This window comes from Micromonospora sp. NPDC047740 (assembly GCF_043204735.1).
In the GTDB taxonomy this organism is placed as follows: Bacteria; Actinomycetota; Actinomycetes; order Mycobacteriales; family Micromonosporaceae; genus Micromonospora.
Window position 1 is genome coordinate 121,971 of sequence record NZ_JBIDCT010000005.1, and the last position, 20,921, is coordinate 142,891.

The 20,921-nt window shown below is 75.4% G+C and carries 18 protein-coding genes; 9 read left to right on the forward strand and 9 right to left on the reverse strand.

Annotated elements, in window-relative coordinates; translation table 11 throughout:
* Positions 1-18: 18 nt before the first annotated feature.
* Entirely contained in the window at positions 19-1,476 is a 1,458-nt protein-coding gene (locus ACGF4F_RS11595) for a protein kinase (protein WP_357439987.1), read from the reverse strand.
* Between the two features lie 176 nt (positions 1,477-1,652).
* On the opposite strand from ACGF4F_RS11595, the gene ACGF4F_RS11600 reads away from it, so the two are divergent.
* The 6 genes from ACGF4F_RS11600 to ACGF4F_RS11625 all read left to right on the forward strand — a co-directional run bounded on the left by ACGF4F_RS11600 (position 1,653) and on the right by ACGF4F_RS11625 (position 10,151).
* Positions 1,653-2,486: a patatin-like phospholipase family protein gene (locus tag ACGF4F_RS11600; protein ID WP_357439990.1), complete on the forward strand. Its 834-nt coding sequence runs from the start codon at positions 1,653-1,655 to the stop codon at positions 2,484-2,486.
* Positions 2,486-3,520 carry a 1-acyl-sn-glycerol-3-phosphate acyltransferase gene (locus tag ACGF4F_RS11605; RefSeq protein WP_357439992.1) on the forward strand — a complete coding sequence of 345 codons (1,035 nt, stop codon included), beginning with the start codon at positions 2,486-2,488 and terminating at the stop codon, positions 3,518-3,520. The genes ACGF4F_RS11600 and ACGF4F_RS11605 overlap by 1 nt, the downstream gene beginning before the upstream one ends.
* Positions 3,521-3,545: 25 nt before the next feature.
* On the forward strand, positions 3,546-3,866 hold the full coding sequence (gene cutA / locus ACGF4F_RS11610) for a divalent-cation tolerance protein CutA (RefSeq protein WP_357439995.1): 321 nt from the start codon (positions 3,546-3,548) through the stop codon (positions 3,864-3,866).
* A 47-nt stretch (positions 3,867-3,913) separates the two neighbouring features.
* The gene (locus ACGF4F_RS11615; protein WP_393076947.1) at positions 3,914-7,579 is read left to right on the forward strand and encodes an SCO7613 C-terminal domain-containing membrane protein; all 3,666 of its coding nucleotides are present in this window, start codon (positions 3,914-3,916) and stop codon (positions 7,577-7,579) included.
* A gap of 122 nt (positions 7,580-7,701) precedes the next feature.
* Complete coding sequence (locus ACGF4F_RS11620; RefSeq protein ID WP_357440002.1) at positions 7,702-8,751, forward strand: acyl-CoA desaturase; 1,050 nt, start codon at positions 7,702-7,704, stop codon at positions 8,749-8,751.
* A gap of 245 nt (positions 8,752-8,996) precedes the next feature.
* Entirely contained in the window at positions 8,997-10,151 is a 1,155-nt protein-coding gene (locus ACGF4F_RS11625; protein ID WP_357440005.1) for an FHA domain-containing protein, read from the forward strand.
* Between the two features lie 59 nt (positions 10,152-10,210).
* On the opposite strand, the gene rocD is transcribed toward ACGF4F_RS11625, so the two are convergent.
* The 3 genes from rocD to ACGF4F_RS11640 form a co-directional block, all read right to left on the reverse strand.
* Complete coding sequence (gene rocD, locus ACGF4F_RS11630) at positions 10,211-11,425, reverse strand: ornithine--oxo-acid transaminase (RefSeq protein ID WP_357440193.1); 1,215 nt, start codon at positions 11,423-11,425, stop codon at positions 10,211-10,213.
* Positions 11,425-12,240, reverse strand: a complete 816-nt coding sequence (ddaH, locus tag ACGF4F_RS11635) for a dimethylargininase (RefSeq protein ID WP_357440196.1) — start codon at positions 12,238-12,240, stop codon at positions 11,425-11,427. Before ddaH ends, rocD begins: the two co-directional genes overlap by 1 nt.
* 173 nt (positions 12,241-12,413) lie before the next feature.
* On the reverse strand, positions 12,414-13,052 hold the full coding sequence (locus ACGF4F_RS11640) for an NAD(P)H-binding protein (protein ID WP_357440008.1): 639 nt from the start codon (positions 13,050-13,052) through the stop codon (positions 12,414-12,416).
* Positions 13,053-13,157: 105 nt separating this feature from the next.
* Between ACGF4F_RS11640 and ACGF4F_RS11645 the strand changes: the two genes are divergently transcribed.
* A complete protein-coding gene (locus ACGF4F_RS11645; RefSeq protein WP_357440010.1) occupies positions 13,158-13,526 on the forward strand; it encodes a helix-turn-helix domain-containing protein in 369 nt (122 codons plus the stop codon).
* A 113-nt stretch (positions 13,527-13,639) separates the two neighbouring features.
* Here ACGF4F_RS11645 and ACGF4F_RS11650 read toward each other — a convergent pair whose 3' ends face one another.
* Complete coding sequence (locus ACGF4F_RS11650) at positions 13,640-14,314, reverse strand: DMT family transporter (protein ID WP_357440013.1); 675 nt, start codon at positions 14,312-14,314, stop codon at positions 13,640-13,642.
* A gap of 158 nt (positions 14,315-14,472) precedes the next feature.
* On the opposite strand from ACGF4F_RS11650, the gene ACGF4F_RS11655 reads away from it, so the two are divergent.
* Positions 14,473-15,282, forward strand: a complete 810-nt coding sequence (locus tag ACGF4F_RS11655) for a DNA-formamidopyrimidine glycosylase family protein (protein WP_357440016.1) — start codon at positions 14,473-14,475, stop codon at positions 15,280-15,282.
* A gap of 79 nt (positions 15,283-15,361) precedes the next feature.
* Here ACGF4F_RS11655 and ACGF4F_RS11660 read toward each other — a convergent pair whose 3' ends face one another.
* On the reverse strand, positions 15,362-16,198 hold the full coding sequence (locus ACGF4F_RS11660) for a helix-turn-helix transcriptional regulator (protein WP_357440019.1): 837 nt from the start codon (positions 16,196-16,198) through the stop codon (positions 15,362-15,364).
* 114 nt (positions 16,199-16,312) lie between these two features.
* Here ACGF4F_RS11660 and ACGF4F_RS11665 point away from each other — a divergent pair, with 114 nt between their 5' ends.
* Entirely contained in the window at positions 16,313-16,906 is a 594-nt protein-coding gene (locus ACGF4F_RS11665; RefSeq protein ID WP_393076953.1) for an NADPH-dependent FMN reductase, read from the forward strand.
* A gap of 42 nt (positions 16,907-16,948) precedes the next feature.
* Here the strand turns inward: ACGF4F_RS11665 and ACGF4F_RS11670 are convergent, their stop codons facing one another.
* The 3 genes from ACGF4F_RS11670 to ACGF4F_RS11680 form a co-directional block, all read right to left on the reverse strand.
* The gene (locus ACGF4F_RS11670) at positions 16,949-17,827 is read right to left on the reverse strand and encodes an aminoglycoside phosphotransferase family protein (RefSeq protein ID WP_357440023.1); all 879 of its coding nucleotides are present in this window, start codon (positions 17,825-17,827) and stop codon (positions 16,949-16,951) included.
* 137 nt (positions 17,828-17,964) lie between these two features.
* Positions 17,965-19,386, reverse strand: coding sequence for a WGR domain-containing protein (locus ACGF4F_RS11675; protein ID WP_357440025.1), 1,422 nt, complete (start codon positions 19,384-19,386; stop codon positions 17,965-17,967).
* Between the two features lie 139 nt (positions 19,387-19,525).
* Positions 19,526-20,905 carry an FAD-dependent oxidoreductase gene (locus ACGF4F_RS11680; protein ID WP_357440028.1) on the reverse strand — a complete coding sequence of 460 codons (1,380 nt, stop codon included), beginning with the start codon at positions 20,903-20,905 and terminating at the stop codon, positions 19,526-19,528.
* Between the last annotated feature and the right edge of the window lie 16 nt (positions 20,906-20,921).

Sequence of the window (20,921 nt, forward strand, 5' to 3'; positions counted from 1 at the left end):
CGGCCGGCGGGCTCGCCGTCAGGTGCGGGCCGCGACCAGCTCCGCCGCGGCGGCGTCGAGCTGGCGGGCGTACCCCGGGCTGATGCTGCCCTCGCGCTGACGCTCGCCGATCTTCGCGCGGAGCCGGTCCACCGCGGCGGTCAACGCGCCCTCGCCGCTGGCGGCGGTGGCGTTGCGCAGCAGGTTCCGCAGGTCGACGCCGACGTCGTCGCGGATCTGCCCGGCCACCAGCCCGGCCTCGATCAGCCCGTCCACCCGGCCCGCGACGTCGACCAGGCCGCCGACCGGTGGCAGCACGGGCACGGTGCTGGTCGCGGGGGCTGGCCTTGTCGGGCTCGGGGGTGCTGGAGTTTCCGCCGTGCCGCGGGTCGACGGCGCCGCGGGCACCACCGGCCCGGCGCTCGGCAGTACCCGGGGCATGGGTTCCCGGTCCGGGACCAGGGCGGGCGCCAGCAGCGCGGCACCGCCGAGGACCACCCCGCCAGCCGCCAGGAGCCTTCTCGACCGGCGACGGTCGACCGCCCGGCGGGGCGCGGCCGGGTCGCTGGCGTTCGCGTCCCCGGCGGGGCCCGGGTCGGGCCGCGGCTGCGCCGGGGTGGGGAGCGCCATGGTCGGGGCCAGCACGGCGGCGGCCTGCGGGCCGGGGGGCCGGAGCTGGTCCCGCAGCGCGGCCGCCACCTGGTGCGCGGTGGGCCGCCGGCGCGGGTCGTGGGCCAGGCACCGCAGGCAGATCTCCGCGACCGGGGACGGCAGACCGGGTACGTCCAGCGCCGGCGGGCCGTCCTCGGCCAGCGCCGCGCCGAGCTGCTCCCAGGTGTCCGCCGGGTACGGCACCTGGCCGCTCAGCGTCTCGAAGAGCAGCACGCCCAGCGAGTAGACGTCGGTGGCCGGTTGGGCCGGGGCGCCGTCCAGCCGCTCCGGTGCCACGTACGCGGGGGTGCCGAAGGTGCCGCCGTCCTCGTCCTCGTCCGGCGCGCCGATCCGGGTGGCGATGCCGAAGTCGAGCACCTTCGCGCCGACCTGGGTCAGCATCACGTTCGCCGGGGTGATGTCCCGGTGGACGATGCCGAGCCGGTGCGCCGCCGCCAGCGCCTCGGCCACCTGGGCGCCGACCTCCACCGCCGCGGTCCAGGGCAGCGGGCCTGCGGTGAGCCGGTGCTCCAGCCCCTCGCCGCCGAGCAGCTCCATCACCACGAACGAGGTGATGGCACCGTCGGGTGCCACCGTCTCGCCGTAGTCGTGCACGGCGGTGACGTGCGGGTGCACGAGCTGGGCGGCGGACCGGGCCTCCTCGCGGACCAGGCCCCGGAACCGGGCGTCGGCGGCGAGCGCCGGGGCGAGCACCTTCACCGCGACGATCCGGTCGAGCACCTCGTCCCGGGCCCGCCAGATCACCGACATGCCACCGGCCCCGATCTGGTCGATGAGCCGATACCTGCGGGCCAGCATCGTGCCGGCGTGCAGTGACGCCTTCACCTCGCACCTGCCTGGGCTTGGGAGCGCTATCAGGTTGCGGGAATGTGTCCGGCGTGTCAACGGCTGTCCGGTCCCGGGTCGCGCGGCGCGCGGCCCTTCTGACGCCGGGTGACCGCGCGGGTCACGCGGGGCGGCTCCGGCCGGCCGCCTTTCCGCCTCGTGCCAGGATGAACGCCATGGCAGGGGGTCCGGTGGCGTTCGTGCTCGGCGGTGGCGGAGTGCTCGGCGCGGTCGAGGTCGGCATGCTGCGCGCGCTGTTCCGTGCCCGGATCCGGCCCGACCTGGTGCTCGGCACCTCGATCGGCGCGGTCAACGGCGCCCTGGTCGCCGCCGACCCGAGCGAGGCCGTCACCGACCGGCTGGTCCGGCTCTGGGCCTCGCCCGAGGCCAGCGAGGTGTACGGGGACTCGGTCGCCCGGCAACTGCGCCGCTTCGCCGCCCGTCGGCACCTGCACTCACCCCGGCCGTTGCGCCGGCTGCTGGAGAGCGAACTCGGCGAGGACACCACCTTCGCCGACCTCAAGGTCCCCTTCCGCTGCTGCGCGGCGAACATCGAGCGGGCCGCCGAGCACTGGTTCCACAGCGGGCCGGTGGTGCCGGCGGTGCTCGCCTCCGCCTCGGTGCCCGGGCTGCTGCCGCCGAAGGAGATCGACGGCCAGCACTACATCGACGGCGGGGTGGTGAACTCCATCCCGGTCGGGGAGGCGGTCGCCCTCGGCGCGAAGCAGATCTTCGTGCTCCAGGTGGGCCGGATCGAGCGGGCGCTCAGCCCGCCCCGACGGCCCTGGGAGATCGCTCAGGTGGCCTTCGAGATCGCCCGCCGGCACCGGTTCGCCCGGGAGATGGCGGCGCTGCCCGAAGGGGTGGAGGTGCACGTGCTGCCCACCGGCGGGCTGGAGCCGCGCGACGACACCCCGTGGGCGTACCGGGACATGGCGGCGGTGGGGCGGCGGATCAGCCGCGCGTACACCGCCTCCCGTCGCTACCTGGACACCCGACTGGAGCGCTGATGCCGCTGCCCCCGCGGTGGGTACGCCGGTTGCTGCTGGCCCCCGGCGTGGTGCTGCTCGCGGTCACGGTGCTGACCACGCTGCCGGCCTGGGCGTTGCTGGCGCTGGCCGCCTCGCCGCTGGTGCCGGGGCGGCTGCGACCGCTGCGGCTGCTCTGGATCGTCACCGTCTACCTGGTCTGGGACGCGGCCGCGCTGCTCGCCCTGTTCGTGCTCTGGGTGGCCGCCGGCTTCGGGGCGCGCAAGCGCTCGCCGGCCTTCCAGCGGGCGCACTACCTGCTCGCCGGCCACTTCCTGCGGGTGCTGTTCTGGCAGGCCCGCTGGGCGCTGCGGCTGCGCATCGACGTGGTCGGCGCCGACCCGGACACCGCCCTGCCCGGCCGCCCCGAGCTGGTGCTCTGCCGGCACGCCGGGCCCGGCGACTCGTTCATCCTGATCCACGCGCTGGTGAACTGGTTCCACCGGGAGCCCCGGATCGTGCTCAAGGCGACCCTCCAGTGGGACCCGGCGATCGACGTCCTGCTCAACCGGCTGCCCAACCGGTTCATCGCGCCCGGGGCGGACGGCCGGGAGACGATGCTCGAGCAGATCGGCCACCTCGCCGCCGACCTGGACGACGACGACGCGTTCGTGATCTTCCCGGAGGGCGGCAACTTCACCCCGAGCCGGCGGCTGCGGGCCATCTCCCGGCTGCGGGCGCTCGGACTGGACCGGATGGCGTCGCGCGCCGAACGGATGCAGCACGTGCTCGCCCCGCAGCCGGGCGGGCTGCTCGCCGCCCTGGACGCCGCCCCGGACGCCGGGGTCGTCTTCGTCGCGCACACCGGGCTGGACCGGATGCTCACGGTGACCGACGTGTGGCGGGAACTGCCGATGGACAAGCGGATCGTGATGCGGTTCTGGTCGGTGCCGCCGGAGGACATCCCGGTGGGGCGGCAGGAACGTATCGACTGGCTCTTCGACTGGTGGTCGCGGATCGACCGGTGGATCGCGGCCAACCGGGACGGGGTGGCGGGCGCACCAGACCCTCGATGACGCGGGCGGCACGTATGGTGCGCTCGTGGAGCAGATCTGCGTGGTGACGACGGTGGTGGACGCGCGGGCGGTCGCGGACGTCCTGGCGGCCGCGGCCGTCGCCGGACGCCTGGCGGCGTGCGCCCAGGTGAGCGGACAGGTGGACAGCACCTACTGGTGGCAGTCCGCGATCCAGACCACCGCCGAGTGGTCGGTGCAGCTCAAGACCGCCCCGGACCGGGTGGACGCGCTGATCGACCAGCTCCGCGCCAACCACCCGTACGAGGTGCCGGAGATCCTGGTGACCCGGGTGGAGAGCGGCAACCCGGACTACACGGCCTGGGTGCACCAACACACCCGTCCCTGAGTACGCCTACTCTGTCCGGCCGGCCCGCCGGTCATGATGCTGGCCGGGTGGAGAACACCGGCTACCCCTGCCCCGGCTGCGGCGCCCCCGCCGATCTCGTCTCCGGCTGCCCCGGCTGCGGTCGTCCGCCGTACCCGCCGGCCGCCGAGGTGGTGCGGCTGGACCGGGAGATCGCCGCGCTGACGCCGCAGGTGGAGCGGGCCCGGGTCGCGTACCAGGAGCTGGCGGCCCGGCTCGGCGCCGCCCGGCAGCACCGGGCGGAGCTGGCCGCCCGGATCCGTCGGGAGATCCCGCCACCGCGCCCGGTCGGGCCGGTGCCACCGGTGCCCGCGCCGCCGGCCGTCCCGGTACGACCCGGTGGGGCGGAGACCTCCACCCGGACCGTGCAGGGCCTGCTGTTCGTCCTCGGTGGACTGCTGCTCGGCACCGCGGCGGTGGTGTTCACGGCGGTCGCCTGGGCCGCGTTCGGGGTCGCCGGGCGGGCGGTGATCCTCCTCGGCTGCACCGCGCTCGCCCTCGCTGCCCCGCTGGTGGCCCGGTGGCGCGGGTTGCGCGGCACCGCCGAGACGTTCGCCGCGGTGGGGCTGCTGCTGGTGCTCCTCGACGGGTACGCCGCCTGGTCGGTGGACCTGTTCGGGGTGGCGGGCTGGCCCGGAAGCCGCTACGCGGCGCTGGTCGGGGGGATCGGCGCGGCGGTCGCGGCCGGGTACGCGCGGCTCAGTCGGCTCACCGTGCCGTGGTTCGCGGCGCTGCTGACCGCGCAGCCCGTGCTGCCGCTGGCCGCGGTGGCCGCCGAGCCGTCCGCCGCCGGCTGGGCGCTGGTGTTCACCGGGGTGGCGTTGGGCGATCTCGTGGTGGTGATCGCCCTGCGGAACCGGGTCCCGCGGGCCCACGTCGCGCTGCCGTCAGGGGTGGACGGCGTGACGTCGGCCAGTGGCGGTGACCCGGGGCGGGGCGGGGTGGCCGGCGGGGGGCCGGTCCACTTCGGCCCGCACGGGGAAGCGGCGGCCGGCGGGGGGCCGGCCGCCGCGCCCACCGGCGTCGTCGCCCCGGGAGCCGTTCCGCCCGGCCCGGCGCCGGCCGGTCCCCTGGTGGGCCCGCGTTCCGTGCCGGTGCCCGCCGGTGGCTCGGCGGCGGTGGCGGCCGGCTGGGTGCTGGGCTGGATCGGGCACGGGGTCGCGCTGGCCGTCGCGGCCGGCTGCGCGCTGGTCCCGCTCGGGCTGGGGCGGGTGGCCGGCACTCCGCTGCTGGCCGGTGGTCCGTTGCTGGTGGTGGCGCTCGCCCTGCTGACCGGCGCGCTGGCGGCCGGTGGCCGGACGTACCGGGCGATCGCCGCCGGGCTGCTGGTGCCGGTGCTGGGCACCGCACTGATCCGGCCGGTCGCCGCGCTGCACCCGGGGCTGCTGCTGGTGGCGGCCGGGCTGGTGGCGGCCGGGCTGGCCGGGGCCGTGCGGGCGGTACCGCAGCGGCTGCGTACCGGGCCGCGGGTGGGCGCGTTGGTGGTGGCGGCCGGGGCGGGGCAGGTCGCCGCGATCCTCACCGGGCTCGTCGCCGGGGCCGGCGTGCTCGCCGCGTTCCCGGCCTGGCAGGGTGCCGAGCCGGTCCCGGCCCCGTCGTGGGGCTGGCAGTTGCCGGTGGCCGTGCTGCTCACCGCCGGGGCGGTGGCGCTGCTGGTGCCCCCGTCCGCGCGGCCGGTGGTGGGGGCCGTCGGCGGCGCGCTGGCCGTGCTCGCCGGGCCGGCCGCCGTGGCCACCTCCTGGCCGCTGGTGGTGGCCCTCGATCTGGCGGCGGCCACCGCGCTGCTGCTCGGCGCGGTGTACCGGCCGCGCCGCCGGTACCCGACGGTGCTGGTCCCCGCCCTGGCGGCGGCGGTCCTCCTCGGCCACGCCCTGCTGGTCGGCTGCGCCGATCCGGCCGGCGCGGGAACGGTCTTCGCGGTCCTGGCGATCGTCGGCGTGGCGGTCGCGGCGCGGGGCCGCCGGGGCGAGGGGGCCCAGCCGACCGTCGCCGGGGTGGCGCTGGGCGGTGCGCTGCTCGCCGGACCGGCGGCGGTGGCGGTCGCGCTGCTCGGCTTCGGCGCGGCGCCCTGGTGGCGGCTGCGCGGTGCGTCCGGCGCCGTCGTGCTGCTGGTGGTGGCCGTCCTCGCGGTCCGCCGACACTGGCCCGACCTGCACGGGTACGCCTCGACCGGCTTCGCCGTCGCGCTCGCCTCGGTCGGGGTCGCGCCGCTGGTCGTACCGGGCACCGAGCGGGTGTCGCTCTACGCCGCGGCGGGCGTGCTGCTGGCGGTGGCCGCCGGTGGGGCGGCCCGGCCGGCGGTCGCCCCGCGGGTGGTCGGCGCCGGACTGGCCGGCCTGGCGCTGCTCGCGGCCGCCCCGGTGGTCCTGCGGGTGCTCCTGGAGTTGCCGGTCCGGCCCTGGTCCGGAGTGCCCGCCGGCGGGCCGGTGCCCGGCGCGGTGCCCGCCGGCCTGGCGCTGCTGCTGCTCGGCACGGCCGCCGCCGCGTACGCCCGCCTCGCGACGGCTCCGGATCGCGGCGCCGCCTCGGAGGCGCCGAGCCGGATTTCGACTGGCGGGCGGCGGCTGCCCACGCTGGCCGCGCTCCCGTTCGGCGCGGTCGCCCTGCCGGTACTGCTGGCGGCGATCGGCGCGCCCTGGCCGGTGGTCCCCGCGCTGACGTTCGGGGCGGGGCTGGCCGCGCTGCTGGTGGCCGCGCTCGCCGGGCCGCGCTGGGCGCTGCTGCCGATCACCGTGCCGCTCGGGCTGGCGCTCACCGTGCCCGGGCTGGGCGGGCTGCTCGCCACCCGGGCCGGGACGCTCGCCGGGCTGGGCGCGCTGGTCGTGGCGGCGGCGGTCGTGGGCGCGGTCGGCCGGGAGGACGGGATCCGGCTCGCCGGCCGGCTGTCGGCCCTGGCGGCGGCCACCGGGTTCGCGGTGACCGCGTCGCTGGCCGGCGGGCTGCCGCTGCGTACCGCCGCCTTCGCGGTCCTGGCCGTGGCGGCGGCGGCCCTGCACGCCGGCCCGCTGCTCCGCCCCGCGACGGCGACCCCAGGGGCCGCGCTTGCGGTAGCGGCGGCGGCGCACGCGGTGGCCCTGCTGGCGCTGCTGCTCACCAACGGTGCGCTGCGGCACGCGGCGGCGGTCTGCGCGCTGTGGGGCGCGGTCGTGGCGGTACGCGTGCTCCGGCGGGACGAGCCGGCCGGCCGGCGCTGGGTCCTCGCCGGTGTCGCGGGCGGCAGCGAGTTGCTCGGCGGCTGGCTGCTGCTCGCCGCCGGCGGGGTGGCGGTGCTGGAGGCGTACACCGTGCCGGCGGCGGCGCTGGCCCTCGGCGCGGGCCTGGTGGCGCTGCGCACCCGGCCGGGCCTGAACAGCTGGCTGGCGCTCGGCCCGGGGCTGGCGGCGGCGCTGCTGCCCAGCCTGGTGTCGGTGCTGGCCGCGCCGGACCCGCAGCCGTGGCGCCGGCTGGCGCTCGGCGTCGTCGCGCTCGGCGTGGTGCTCGGCGGGGCGGCCCGGCGCTGGCAGGCGCCCGTCGTGCTCGGCGCGGTGACCCTGGTCCCGCTGGCGCTGCACGAGCTGGCGCGGGGCTGGGACCTGCTGCCCCGGTGGATCTACCTGGGCCTGGGCGGTCTGGCGCTGATCGCCCTCGCCGCGACGTACGAGCGCCGCCGGCGCGACCTGGCCCGGCTGCGGGCCGCGGTGGGCCGGATGGGGTAGGGATAGCACCACCCGCGGCTGGGGGGTTGGCTGGATTACCCAGCGCAGTCGATCAAGGCATGCTTGGTTACGGAGAGTCGCGCCGCCCGGTGTGACGTACCGACCGAGGAGCGGGGATCGGCATGACCTCAGCAGTGACGGCACCACCGGCCCGGCGGGGCAGCGAATACGCGCGGCTGTCCCGGCGGGTCGCCGAGGCGGGCCTGTTCGATCGCCGACCGGCCTGGTACGCGGCCCGGATCGGGCTCACCCTGGGTGCCTTCGTGGCCGGTTGGGTCGTGGTGGCCGCGGTCGGCGACTCCTGGGTGCAGCTGCTGCTGGCGGTCGGGATGGCGGTGGCCACCACCCAGGTGGCGTTCCTCGGGCACGACGCCGGCCACCGGCAGATGTTCCGCCGGCGCGGCCCGAGCGAGTTCGCCGGCCTCATCGCCGGCAACCTCGCGGTCGGGCTGAGCTACGGCTGGTGGGTGGACAAGCACAACCGCCACCACGCCAACCCGAACCACGAGGACGAGGACCCGGACGTCGGGGCGGGCGCGCTGGTCTGGACGTACGAGCAGGCGGCGGCGACCCGGGGGCTGGGTCGGTGGCTGGCCCGGCGGCAGGCGTGGCTGTTCTTCCCGCTGCTGCTGCTGGAAGGGCTGGCGCTGCACGTGGCGAGCGTCCAGGCGCTGGTCGGCCGGGAGCCGGACGGCCGGTGGCGCACCCCGGTGCGGCACCGCGCGGTCGAGGGCCTGCTGCTCGTCGCGCACGCCGTCGGCTACCTCGGCCTGCTGTTCGCGGTGATGTCGCCGGGCAAGACGCTGCTCTTCGTCGCCGTTCACCAGGGGCTCTGGGGGCTCTACATGGGCTGCGCGTTCGCCCCGAACCACAAGGGCATGCCGATGCCCACCGCCGACGACGACCTCGACTTCCTGCGCAAGCAGGTGCTCACCTCGCGCAATGTGCGGGGCGGCCGGTTCGTGGACGTGGCGCTGGGGGCGCTCAACTACCAGATCGAGCACCACCTCTTCCCGAACATGCCCCGGGCCAACCTGCGGCGGGCCCAGCCGATCGTCCGGGCGTACTGCGCCGAGCAGGGCATCCCGTATGTCGAGACCGGGCTGATCGAGTCGTACCGGCAGGCCCTGGGTCACCTGCACGAAGTCGGCCGCCCGCTGCGGGCCGGCTGAGCGGGACCGCGCCGGGCGGAGGCGGCGGCCCCGCCCGGTACCCGCTCAAGAACCGCCGGTGAAGGCGGCCCAGCGCCCCGCCGCCGACCGGCGAAGGTCGATTTCCGCCGTGCGTGGATCGGCCTCGATCAGCGCTGCCGGTAGGGTCGGGTCATGACAGACGTGCGCACCGCGGCGGCGGTGCGGAACGAGCCGGGCGGGCGGGTGCCAACCCGGCGGATCGACGGCACCGTCCGGAGCGCGGCATGAGATTCGAGATCAGCAAGGTGCTCGACGCCATCGAGGGGCGGGTCTGCACCGACCCCGCACTGGCCCGGGCCGTGGTGGACCTGGCCGAGGTGATCCGCTGGCAGAACCTGGACGGCGGCCGACCGGCCAGCCTGCTGCGGCTCGGCATGGTGATCGACGCCCTGGCCCAGCAGTTGGGGGAGGACAGCGTCCCGGTCTACGCCATCGTGCACCGGGCCCTGCTCTCCGACGCGGACCTGACCTCCAACGAGCGGATGGTGGTCCGGCGCTGGGCGGACGACGGTCTGGTGGAGGTGCTGGACCACCCCGGCGACCGGGTGCTGGAGGTGGCCGACCTGCTCGGGCTGCCCGTGCTCAGCCGGGGCCGCTTCGACGGCCTGAGCGGCCGCTACCCGTGGCTCGGGCAGGCCGGAAGGGTGCTCGCGCCGGTGCCCGGCGCCGGTGGCCCGGTGTTCATCGCGCACGTCGGCGGCGGGCAGAGCCCGGCTTCCGGCAGCCGCTCACCGGTGGGCGCGAAGTTGCTGGCCCGGCAGTGGCGCTGCCCCGAGCCCGGGTGCGCGCTCTTCGGCGGCGGTGGGGGCGGCGGGGCCTTCGCCGACCTGGCCCGGGTGGACCGCGCCCCGGCCGGCCAGCCCCCGCCCACGCTGCGCAACGGGGTGCCGACCTGCCCCCGGCACGGCGTCCGGCTCGGCGACGCCGGGCCGCGGCCGCGGACGGAGCTGCTGGCGGTACGCATCGGCGGGCTGGTCCGGCGGCGGTTCGTGCTCACCGAGTCCCAGCCGGTGCTGGTCGGCCGGGCACCGGACTCGTCCGGCGGGATCGTGCTCGGCCAGTGGCTCAACGACGAGGCGCGGCGCTGGATCAGCCGCAGCCACGTCCGGTTCGAGCTGCGGGCTGGTCGAGGCGAGCTGATCGTCACCGACACCAGCACCAACGGCTCGGGCGTACGGCCGGGCGGTTCGATGGCCGAGTCGGACCGGATCGCGCTGGCCCCGCAGCAGTCCCGGGTGCTGGGTGCGGGCGACATCGTCGAGCTCTACCCGGGCGTGCAGGTCGGCCGCGCCGACGAGCTGCCCAGCGACGCGAAGTTCAGCCCCACCTCGGTGATGGCGGAGGCCCCCACCATGGCGATGCGCCTGCCGCGCCCCTGAGGCCGACGACGAAGGGCGCCGGGACCGTCGCGGTCCCGGCGCCCTTTCGCGTACGGGGGTCAGCCCTCCAGCACTCCGGCGAGCTGGGCCACCGCGTGGTCGATCTCCTCCTCGGTGATCACCAGCGGCGGGGCGAGCCGGATGGTCGAGCCGTGGGTGTCCTTGGCCAGGACGCCCCGCTCCATCAGCCGCTCGCAGGCTTGCCGGCCGGTCATCAGCGCCGGGTCGATGTCCAGGCCGGCCCAGAGGCCCCGGCCCCGGACGGCGACCAGGCCCTTGCCGATCAGGCCGCGCAGGCCGGCGTGCAGCCGTTTGCCCAGCTCGGCCGAGCGCCGCTGGAACTCGCCGGTGGCGAGCAGCCGGACCACCTCGGTGGCGACGGCGCAGGCCAGCGGGTTGCCGCCGAACGTCGAGCCGTGCTGGCCCGGCTTGAGCACGCCGAGCACGTCGGTGTTCGCGGCCACCGCGGAGACCGGCACGATGCCGCCGCCGAGCGCCTTGCCCAGCAGGTACATGTCCGGGACGACACCCTCGTGGTCGCAGGCGAACGTCGCGCCGGTGCGCCCCAGACCCGACTGGATCTCGTCGGCGATGAACAGGACGTTCCGCTCGCTGCAGACCCGGCGGACGCCCGGCAGGTAGCCCTCCGGCGGCACCACGACACCCTGCTCGCCCTGGATCGGCTCGAGCAGCACGGCGACCGTGTTGTCGTCGATCGCGGCGGTCAGCGCGTCCAGGTCGCCGTAGGGGACGATCGTGAAGCCCGGGGTGTACGGCCCGAAGTCGGCGCGCGCGTCCTCGTCCGTGGAGAAGCTGACGATCGTGGTGGTCCGGCCGTGGAAGTTCCCCTCGGCGACCACGACGTTCGCCTGGCCCGGGGTCACGCCCTTGACCTGGTAGCCCCACTTGCGGGCGACCTTGATGCCGGTCTCCACCGCCTCCGCGCCGGTGTTCATCGGCAGGACCATGTCCTTGCCGCACAGCTCGGCCAGCTCCCGGCAGAAGTCGGCGAACTGGTCGTGGATGAACGCCCGGCTGGTCAGCGTGAGCCGGTCGAGCTGCGCGTGCGCGGCCTCGATCAGCTTCGGGTGCCGGTGGCCGAAGTTCAGCGCCGAGTAGCCGGCCAGGCAGTCCAGGTAGCGGCGGCCGTCCACGTCGGTCAGCCAGGCGCCCTCGGCGGACGAGATCACCACGGGCAGCGGGTGGTAGTTGTGCGCCGTGTGGCGCTCCGCGTCCCGTACGGCGGATGGCGTCCGCAGCATGTCGTCGATGATCACTTGTCTGCCTTTCCCTGACGGAGTCGCAACGTGCAGCACTTCGGTCCGCCGCCGGCCTTGCGCAGCTCGGACAGGTCGATCCCGATGGTCTGGTAGCCCCGGTCGCGCAGCTTGGCGGCGAGGTCGGTGGCCTGGGCGGGCAGCACCACGTACCGGCCGTCGCTGACCGCGTTCAGCCCGAGCACCTCGGCGTCGGCCATGGTGGCGTGGACGGCGTCCGGGAAGAGCCGGCGCAGCACCGCCCGGCTGCCCGGCGAGAACGCCTCCGGCAGGTATGCGACGGTCCGCTCATCGAGCACGGTGAGCGCGGTGTCCAGGTGGTAGAAGCGCGGGTCCACCAGCTGCATGGTGATCACCGGGTAGCCGAAGACCTCCTGGAGCTGGGCGTGCGAGGCGTGCGCGGTGCGGAACCCGGTGCCGGCGAGCAGGTGGTCGCCGACCAGCAGGATGTCGCCCTCGCCCTCGTTGACGTGCTTCGGGTCGTACATCTCGAAGCCGGCGGCCTCGAACCAGGCCCGGTAGGCGGGGGCCTCGTCGGCGCGCTGCGGGTCACGGAACTGCACCGCCATGGCCTTGCCGTCGATCACGGTGCCGCCGTTGGCGGCGAAGACCATGTCCGGCAAGCCCGCGACGGGGTCGATCAGCTCGACCTCGTGGCCGAGATCGAGGTAGGTCTCGCGGAGCTGCTCCCACTGCCGGATCGCCAGGTCGGCGTCGACCGGCGCGGTCGGATCCATCCACGGGTTGATCGCGTAGTCGACCGCGAAGTACGTCGGCCGGCACATCAGAAAGCGCTGGCGGGTGGCGTCCATCGTCATGTCGTGCTCCCAGGGGTCGGGCGCGCCCGGCCACGGTCGGCCCACGGGCTGGCGCCGTAGTCCAACGTTAGGTGGCGCGGGCCGGCGACATCCACCGCAAGAAGTTGCGTTCGGCGTCGGATCGTTGCGTCTGGCGCTCATCCCGCGGTGGATCGTTGCGTCGCCGCTCAGGCCCGCTCCACCCCGAGGTGGAGCTGCCGGTGCCGGGGCGTCTCGATCTCGTCAAGCAGCGCCACCGCCAGGTCGGCGTACGTGATCCGGCTCGCGGCCTCGGCCGGCGCGAACCGGTACCGGCCGGTCGGCGCGCCGCCGTGGTCAAAGTCCCCGGACGGGCTGAGCACCAGCCAGTCGACGGCCGTGCCGTCCTGCCGCAGCACCTCGGTCCCCGCCGCGTGCCCCAGGCAGAAGGCCCGGTACTCCTGCGGGTAGTCCGGCGTGTCGAGCAGCGGCACGCCGGCGACGGTCGGCAGCACCGAGGCGAGCCCGACCACCAGCAGCCGGTCCACCCCGGCCCGGCCGAGCCCGCCCAGCAGCGCCCGCGCCGCCGCCGGGAAGAAGACGTCGGCCGGCGCGGCCAGGTCGGCCGCCGCGTGGACCGCCCCGTCGTGCCCGGCGGCCAGTTCGGCGACCCGGTCCGCGTCGGTGACGTCCCCGGTGACCACCGTCACCTGCCCGTCGGCGGACAGGTCGGGGTGGCGGGCCGGGTCGCGGAGCACCGCGGTGACCCGTTGCCCCCGGTCGCGGGCCTCCCGTACGGCCGCCCGGCCGGCCCGGCCGCCGGCGCCGAAGACGATGATCCTGCTCATCGACGTACCCCTCATCACCCGTTGGCCGGCGTGGTCGCCGGCCGGTCGGGGCGGACGCTATCCGGGCGGCCGGTTTCCACCGGGATACCGACTACGGTGGGCGGCATGCGTGCGCCGCTCGATCCGGACATGTTCGACGAAGTCTGCCCGACGGACCTGACGCCGATCCGGTTCGGAGACAAGTGGGCCGGGATGATCATCCGTTGCCTGGAGAGCGGCCCCCGGCGGTTTTCGGAGCTGCGGGTGCCGCTGCGGGCCGTCACCCCCAAGGTGCTCACCCGGTCGCTGCGGAAGCTGGAGCAGGACGGGCTGATCCGGCGCACGGTCCACGTCGCACCCACCCGCCGGGTCGAGTACGCGCTGACCCCGCTGGGGCGCAGCCTGCTCGGCCCGATCGAGGTCGCCTGCGCCTGGGCCCGGGAGCACTGGGACGAGCTGATCGACGCGCGCGAGGGCGTCGTCGCGGCGGACTGAGCCGGAAACGCTTCGGGGGCGGCGAACCGCCGCCCCCGAAAAGGATGTGCCCTGCTGGTGAACCACCAGGCTGAGGCATGCCGGCGCACCGCCGGCGAGCCGATCAGTGCCCGTCAGAACGTCGCAGCAAACTGTGAATCAAGCCACTCCCGGAACCGGCCGACCCACTCGCCGTCGGTGGTCGGCCAGTCGAACTGGCCGGTCATGGCGACGATGCCGAGCACCACGGCGGCGAGGCCGACCAGCACGCCGATCAGCGCGTCGGTGGTGCCGGCCACGTGCCGCCGGCGGGTGGCGACCAGGCCGAGCACGGCGAGCACCGCGCCGACCGCGGCGAGCCCGATGCCGTACCCGGCGAGGGCGCCGCTCAGCACGAACAGCGCGCCGACCACCGAGACGATCAGGCCGAGGGTGGCCAGCAGGCTGGCCCGGGGCTTCGGACCGAGGGCCACGGGAGCCGTCCGGCCGTCGGCGTCGGCCAGCGGCCGGTCCGGCCGGCCGTCCCGGTCCAGGTCGACGGTGCGCTCCAGGCTCGGCTCCGGGTCGACCGTCGTGCCGGTGCGCCGCGCCTTCGTGGCGAGCGCCCCGTCGGCGGTGGCCCGGTCCGCCCGCCGTTCGCCGTCGGTCGCGGTGTTCCGGTACCCGGTCCGCTCCTCGTCGCGGTCGGTGACCTCGGGCCGGGCGTCCGCCCGGTCCGCGACGGCCGTCCGGTCGCGGGCGTCCACGACGCCGTCGCCGTTCACGTCCTCATTGCGCGCCGGGCCGGTCCGGCGGGACAGGATCTTCATTTCGACACCTCCTGATCTGGTGCGTGGAGGCCGGGGGAAACGCAGTGGCAGCCACGCGTGACACCCAGGAGGTACCCGGCCGCCGGAAAGTCGACACTTGTCGACGGGTGGCCGGACTCCTCGGCGGCGTCGCCGGGCTCCCGGGCTACCGTTGCCGCGTGCCAGAGGGACACACCATCCACCGCCTGGCGGCCCGGCACGCCGAGCTCTTCGCCGGCGACAAGGTGCACGCCGCCAGCCCGCAGGGCCGCTTCGCCGAGGGTGCGGCGCGGCTCACCGGCACCGTCCTGGACGGCACCGAGGCGTACGGCAAGCACCTGCTGCACCACTACGCTGGCGAGCTGACCCTGCACGTGCACCTCGGGCTGTACGGCAAGTTCGCCGACGGGCCCGGCGAGCCGCCGCCCCCGATCGGGCAGGTCCGGCTCCGGCTCGCCAGCGACACGCACTGGCTGGACCTGCGCGGCCCGACCGCCTGCGAGCTGCTCACCCCGCCCGAGGTGGCGGCCCTGCGCGGCCGGCTCGGCCCGGACCCGCTGCGCGCCGACGCCGACGCCGACCGGGCGTACGCGCGGATCCGGCGCAGCCCCACCCCGCTCGCCGCGCTGCTGCTGGACCAGTCGGTGGTGGCCGGCACCGGGCTGATCTTCGTGACCGAGGCGCTGTTCCGCGCCGGGCTGCCGCCCACCCTGCCCGGGCGGGACCTCACCCCGGCCGGCTGGGCGGAGCTCTGGGCCGACCTGGTGGCGCTGATGACCCTGGCCGTCGAGCGGGGCCGGATCGACACCGTGCGGGACGAGCACCTGCCGGAGGCGATGGGCCGTGCGCCCCGCGTCGACCGGCACGGTGGGGAGGTGTACGTCTACCGCCGCCCCGGCGCACCCTGCCACGTCTGCGGTGCCGGGATCAGCCGGGGCGAGCTGGCCGGCCGCAACCTCTACTGGTGCCCCACCTGCCAGGCCGGCTGACGCCGGGTCCGGTGCCCAGCCCGCCCCGGGTGCTGCCGCCCGACGACCCCCGGCCGTGTCGCCCAGCCCGCCGGTCGCGTCAACCGACCGCGCGAAGGACGCGGGTCTGGTGACGGAGCCGCTCGACGGCCTCCGCCGTCGTCCCGTCGGCGGGTAGGAGGACGACCAACTGCTGCGCGTCGGTGCTGGGCAGCTCCAGCCGCTCCCGGTGCCAGCGCAGCTCGCGGGTGGCGGGATGGTCGAGCCGCAGCGGGACCTGCGGCGGGGGCAGGTGGTGGTTGAGTCGTCGGGTGAACTCCTGCCCGGCGACGGGGGCGAGCTCGGCCTTGAACCACTCGGATGTCTCGGCGGACGGCCCGAGCCACAGGTCGAAGGCCTGCTCGTCGGCCACCTGATCCCAGTCAGGGAAGAACGTCCGGGCGCGCGGGTCGGTGAACACGTAGCGCGTCAGGTTCGGCGACTCGGTGTCGAGCAGCCCGCTGTCGCGCATGACCAGCTCGAACCCGCTCGTGTACGCGAGTACGTCGCCCAGCCGGTTGGTGACGAACGCGGCGCCGGGTTCGAGCAGTCGGAGGGTCTCCCGCACGGTGGGCCGGATCTCGCGGTTGGGTGGCGACGGTCGCCGGTGCGCGGAGCAGGCCCCGCCGGTGATCTTCGCCAGGTAGCGCAGGTGGTGGCGCTCCCCGGCATCCAGGCTCAGGGCGTCCGCGAGAGCGTTCACCACGGCGGGGGACGGGTTGCGGTCCCGTCCCTGTTCGATCCGGGTGAGGTACTCCACGCTGATCCCGGCACGGGTGGCCAGGTCCGAGCGCCGCAGGCCGGGGGAGCGGCGTCGGCCACGATCGGGCAGACCGAAGGACTCCGGCTGGATGCTGTCGCGCTTCGCCCGGACGAAGTCGCCCAACGGCGTACTCATGGATCGAGAGTCTAGGGCGGCTCCCGGCAGCCGCGGCCGTCGTAGCGTGGCCCTACGGGGGCCAGCCTGCGCCCGGTCTGGTTACCGTCGACGCGACGGCGGACCGTGGATCGCATGAACGAGAAGCACAAGTTGGTCATCGTCGTGGGGAGCGTCCGTGAGGGCCGGTTCGGGCCGGTCGTCGCGTCCTGGGTCGCCGAGCGGGCGCGCGAGCACGGCGGGTTCGATGTCGATGTCGTCGACCTCGCTGAGATCGAGATCCCGCTGTCGTTGCCGGCGGTGTCGCCGAAGTTCGCCGGCGACGCGTACCCGCGCCCGGCGGGGATGGCGCCCCTGACCTCCCGGCTCGCGGACGCGGACGCCGTCATCCTGGTCACCCCGGAGTACAACCACAGCTACCCCGCCGCCCTGAAGGCGGCCATCGACTGGCACTTCACCCAGTGGACGGCCAAGCCGGTCGCCTTTGTCAGCTACGGCGGGGCTGCCGGCGGCCGGCACGCCGTGCTGCACCTGGAGAACGTCCTCACCGAACTGCACGCGGTGACGATCCGCGACGGCCTGGCCTTCCCGAACTACTTCACCGGATGGGCGGACGGCCGGCCGCTGGATCCCCAGGCTTCCGGATACGCCAAGACCCTGCTGGACCAGCTCGCCTGGTGGGCCGGAGCCCTGCGGACGGCACGGGAGGCGGCGCCGTACCCGGCCTGAGCGCCAGGCCTCGTGGAGTGACCGATCCCTCCCCGGGGTCGGTCACTCCTCGCCGAGCAGCCAGCGGATCACCTCGACCTGATTCGGGAAGACCTGATCCCCGCCGATGCTCCACGCCGTGGTGTGCACGATCGTCCAGCCGCGGACCCGTTCCCGGTCGAGGCCCAGCTCGGCGCTGAGCCGGTCCAGCCGATAGCGGACCGCCTCGGGCGAATGCCCCAGCTCCCCGCCGCGCACCATCGGCACCGGCGCGAACTCCCGCTCGCCGACCAACGGCTTCGGGTCGATGACCAACCAGGGTGCCCGGGTCGCCCGGAGCACGTTGCCGGCGTGCAGGTCCTGGTTGACCAGCACCTGCTCGCCCTGGCTGGGCACCAGGTCGGCGAGCAGCCCGAGCGCGGCGTCCAGCAGCCGCCGCTCGTACGGGCGGTTGGCCCGCTCCCAGTTCGCCGGTAGCTGCTCCGCCCAGCCGGCCGCCTCCTCGGCGAGCGGGGTGAACGGCGGGCCGGCCGGCACGCCGAGCCGGGGGAGCAGTTCGAGCACCACGTCCAGCGCCGCATCGAGGGGCAGCTCGTGCAGCGGGGTGCCGGGCACGCAGCGCTCCACCAGCAGCGCCCGCCGTGGCGGGTCGTGGGCCAGCAACCGGATCGCGCCGGCACCGGCCCAGCGGGCCAGCGCGGTCGCCTCGTGCGCACTGTCCGCGTCCGGGTACTGGAGCTTCAGCACCGCCGCGGTGCCGTCGGGCAGCTCCGCCGGCATCGCCAGCGAGGCGAACGCGTACGGGTAGGGCGGCCCGACCCGCAGCTCCCACCGCCGTACGCACTCGGCCAGCAGGTCCGGCAGCTCGGCCAGCCAGTCCCGGCCCGCCGGCAGCCGCCGGACCCAGCCCAGCCCCTCGGGGATCTCCAGGTACCCGGCCATCCGGCCATCCTGGACCACGTCGGCGGGTCGCGTACAACCGACTCCGAAACGGGCTGGCAGGGCGGAGGCGGGCGGTGCGTCGGACCTGCCGATGACCGGTCCGGGAGCGGTCCCGCCCCGCCCCCGGACCGGAGCCCTCAGCGGAGGCGGCGGATGTCGCCGTACGCCCGGTAGAAGCCGCCCCGACCGGCCTCCCGCACGTCGGTGACCAGGTAGCGGGCGCCCGGCTCCCGGATGCCCTTGGGGAACTGCACCGACCAGTCCCGGCGGTAGCCGTCCGACAGCACGTGGATGCGCAGTCGGCCACCTGCCTCGACGCACTCCACCACCACGCCGGCCCGGTCGTCGGTGGTGACCTCCACCGTGGTCCAGGCGGCCGGCTCGGGCAGCCGGGTCGGGGCCTTCACGTCGACCACCTCGGGCACGCTGCCCGCCTCGGCGGCCCGGATGGCCGGCTCGCTGGCGTCGATGCAGGCCAGGTAGCCGCTGGTGGTGACCACGTAGAGCCGCTCCTCGTGGTACTGCATCGAGTACGCCGAGCCACAGCCGGTGCCGAGCTTCCACAGCCGGTTGCCGGCCGCGTCGAAGCAGTAGATCGAGGACGCGCTGTCGCCGGCGAAGACGTACCGGCCGCCCTCGGCGGTGGCGCAGGAGAAGACCGCGGCGTCGCACCGGTACGTCCGCTCGGCGCGCCCGTCCTTGCGCAGCCGCACCACCTCGCGGGTGCCCGTGCCCGCGAACACGCTGTCCCGCTCCTGCCAGCCGAAGAGCACCGCCCCGGTCCGGGTGTGCCACAGCTCCCGCCCGGTACGCCAGTCGTAGCCGGTCACCCCCTGCGAGTGGCCGTGGTAGAGCGCGTCGGTGTCACAGCGCACCATCCAGGCGGACCGGCCCCGCCCCGGCCGGCGCCAGAGGAACTCGTCCTCGTGGTCGATCGCGGCGATGCCGCCCTCGCGGTCGGAGACGCCCAGGACGCCGTCGTGGATGTCCAGCCAGTAGATGTCGATGTCCGGGGCGATCGCGTACGCCACCCGGGGCACCTTGCCGGAGAGGTCGTAGACGTTGCCGTCGTCGCAACCCGCGTAGATCCAGGCGTCGTCGGCGACGATGCACTTCACCCCGTCGGGGAGCCGGACCTGGTTCAACACCCGGGCGTCGTGACCCAGGGTGGTGATCACCCCGCGCTCGTTGCCCACCATGCAGCTCTGCCCGTCGATGAAGATGCCGAACGCGGGCGCGCCCGAGTCGTACCGCCAGAGGACCGGGGCGGTGCGGGCGGTGGAGCGGGTGCTCACGATCTGCCGGCGGGAGACCGCCCGCTTCTGGCGTACGCCCCGCACCGCCGGGGCGTACCCCTTGCGGACCTTCTCGCCGATCTTCTTCGCGGCGGCGGCCCGGGCACGGGCGTTGTCCGGGAAGGTGGTCGTCTTCACCTGGCCATCGTCGCCGATCCGGCCGTAGCGCACGGTCATCGCGGTGTCCGCCACCACGACCTCGTAGAACTTGTGCGCTCCTCCGTCCACTTCGGACAGTTCGAGGTAGGTCGTCTCCTGCGACATGGGATGCCTCCGAGGGGAAAAGGCGCCGGACCCGGCACCGCGACAGCGCGCACACGCTAACCGCGCCCCCTGACAAGAAACTTTGGGTGCAGTTGTTGTCGCTGGGACGACAACAACTGCACCGAAACCGACAGCCGCCCTACCGTTCGGCGCGGGAGAGCGCGTCGACGGCCCGGCGGGCGGCGATCAGGACCGGATCCCAGACCGGCGCGAACGGCGGGGCGTAGCCGAGGTCCAGCGCGGTCATCTCGTCCACCGTCATGCGGTTCCACAACGCCACGGCCAGCGCGTCGATCCGCTTGGCCGCCTCGGACCAGCCGACGATCTGCGCCCCGAGCAGCCGGCCGCCGGGCCGCTCGGCGATCAGCTTCACCGTCATGGGGCGGGCGCCGGGGTAGTACCCGGCCCGGTTGGTCGACTCGGCCCGTACCGTGACGAACTCGAACCCGGCCGCGGCGGCGTCCGGCTCCCGCAGGCCGGTCCGCCCCACCTCCAGGTCGCAGACCTTGGTCACCGCCGTGCCGACCACGCCGGGGAAGGTCGCGTACCCGCCGCCGATGTTGATCCCGGCGACCCGGCCCTGCTTGTTGGCGTGGGTGCCCAGCGGGATGTGCACCGGCAGGCCGCTGACCCGGTGCAGGGTCTCCACGCAGTCGCCGGCGGCCCAGACGCCCGGCACCCCGGGCACCCGCATCCGCAGGTCGGTGCGGATCCCGCCGGTCGGGCCGAGCGGCAGGCCGGCCGCTGCGGCGAGCGCCGTGTTCGGGCGTACGCCGAGACCCAGCACCACGACGTCGGCCGGGATCGGCCCCTCGGCGGTGACCACCGCGGCGATCCGCCCGTCCCGCTCCTGCAGGCCGGTGACCGTCAGGCCGCTACGGATGTCGATGCCCACCTTGCGTAGGGCGGCGGCGACCAGCTCACCCATGTCGGGGTCCACCGTGGACATCGGCTGGGCGCCCTGCTCGACCAGGTCGACCGAGAGCCCGTGCTGGAGCAGCGCCTCGGCCATCTCCACGCCGATGTAGCCGCCGCCGACCACCACCGCGCGCCGGGGCCGCGGCTCGCGGTCCAGCCAGTCCAGCAGGGCCGCGCCGTCGTCGAGGGTCTGCACGCCGAAGACCCCGGCGATGCCGCCGCGCGCCCATTCGGGCTGCACCGGAACCGCGCCGGTGGCGTACACCAGGCTGTCGAAACCGGCGCGGACCTCGCCGCCGCCGTCCAGGTCGCGGGCGACCACCTCGCGGCGGTCCAGGTCGATGGCGGTGACCGCGTGCCGTAGCCGCACGTCGATGTCGAACTGCTCGCGGAAGGTGACCGCATCGCGGGCGATGAGCGCGTCCCGGTCCGGCACCAGCCCGCTGATCCAGTACGGGATGCCGCAGGCGGAGTACGAGGTGAAGTGGCCGCGTTCGAAGGCGACGATCTCCAGGTCGGCTCCGTCGCGACGGCGTCGGGCCTGGGAGGCGGCCGCCATCCCGGCCGCGTCCCCGCCGACGACGATCAGCCGTTCCGCCACGGGCCCATCCTGTCAT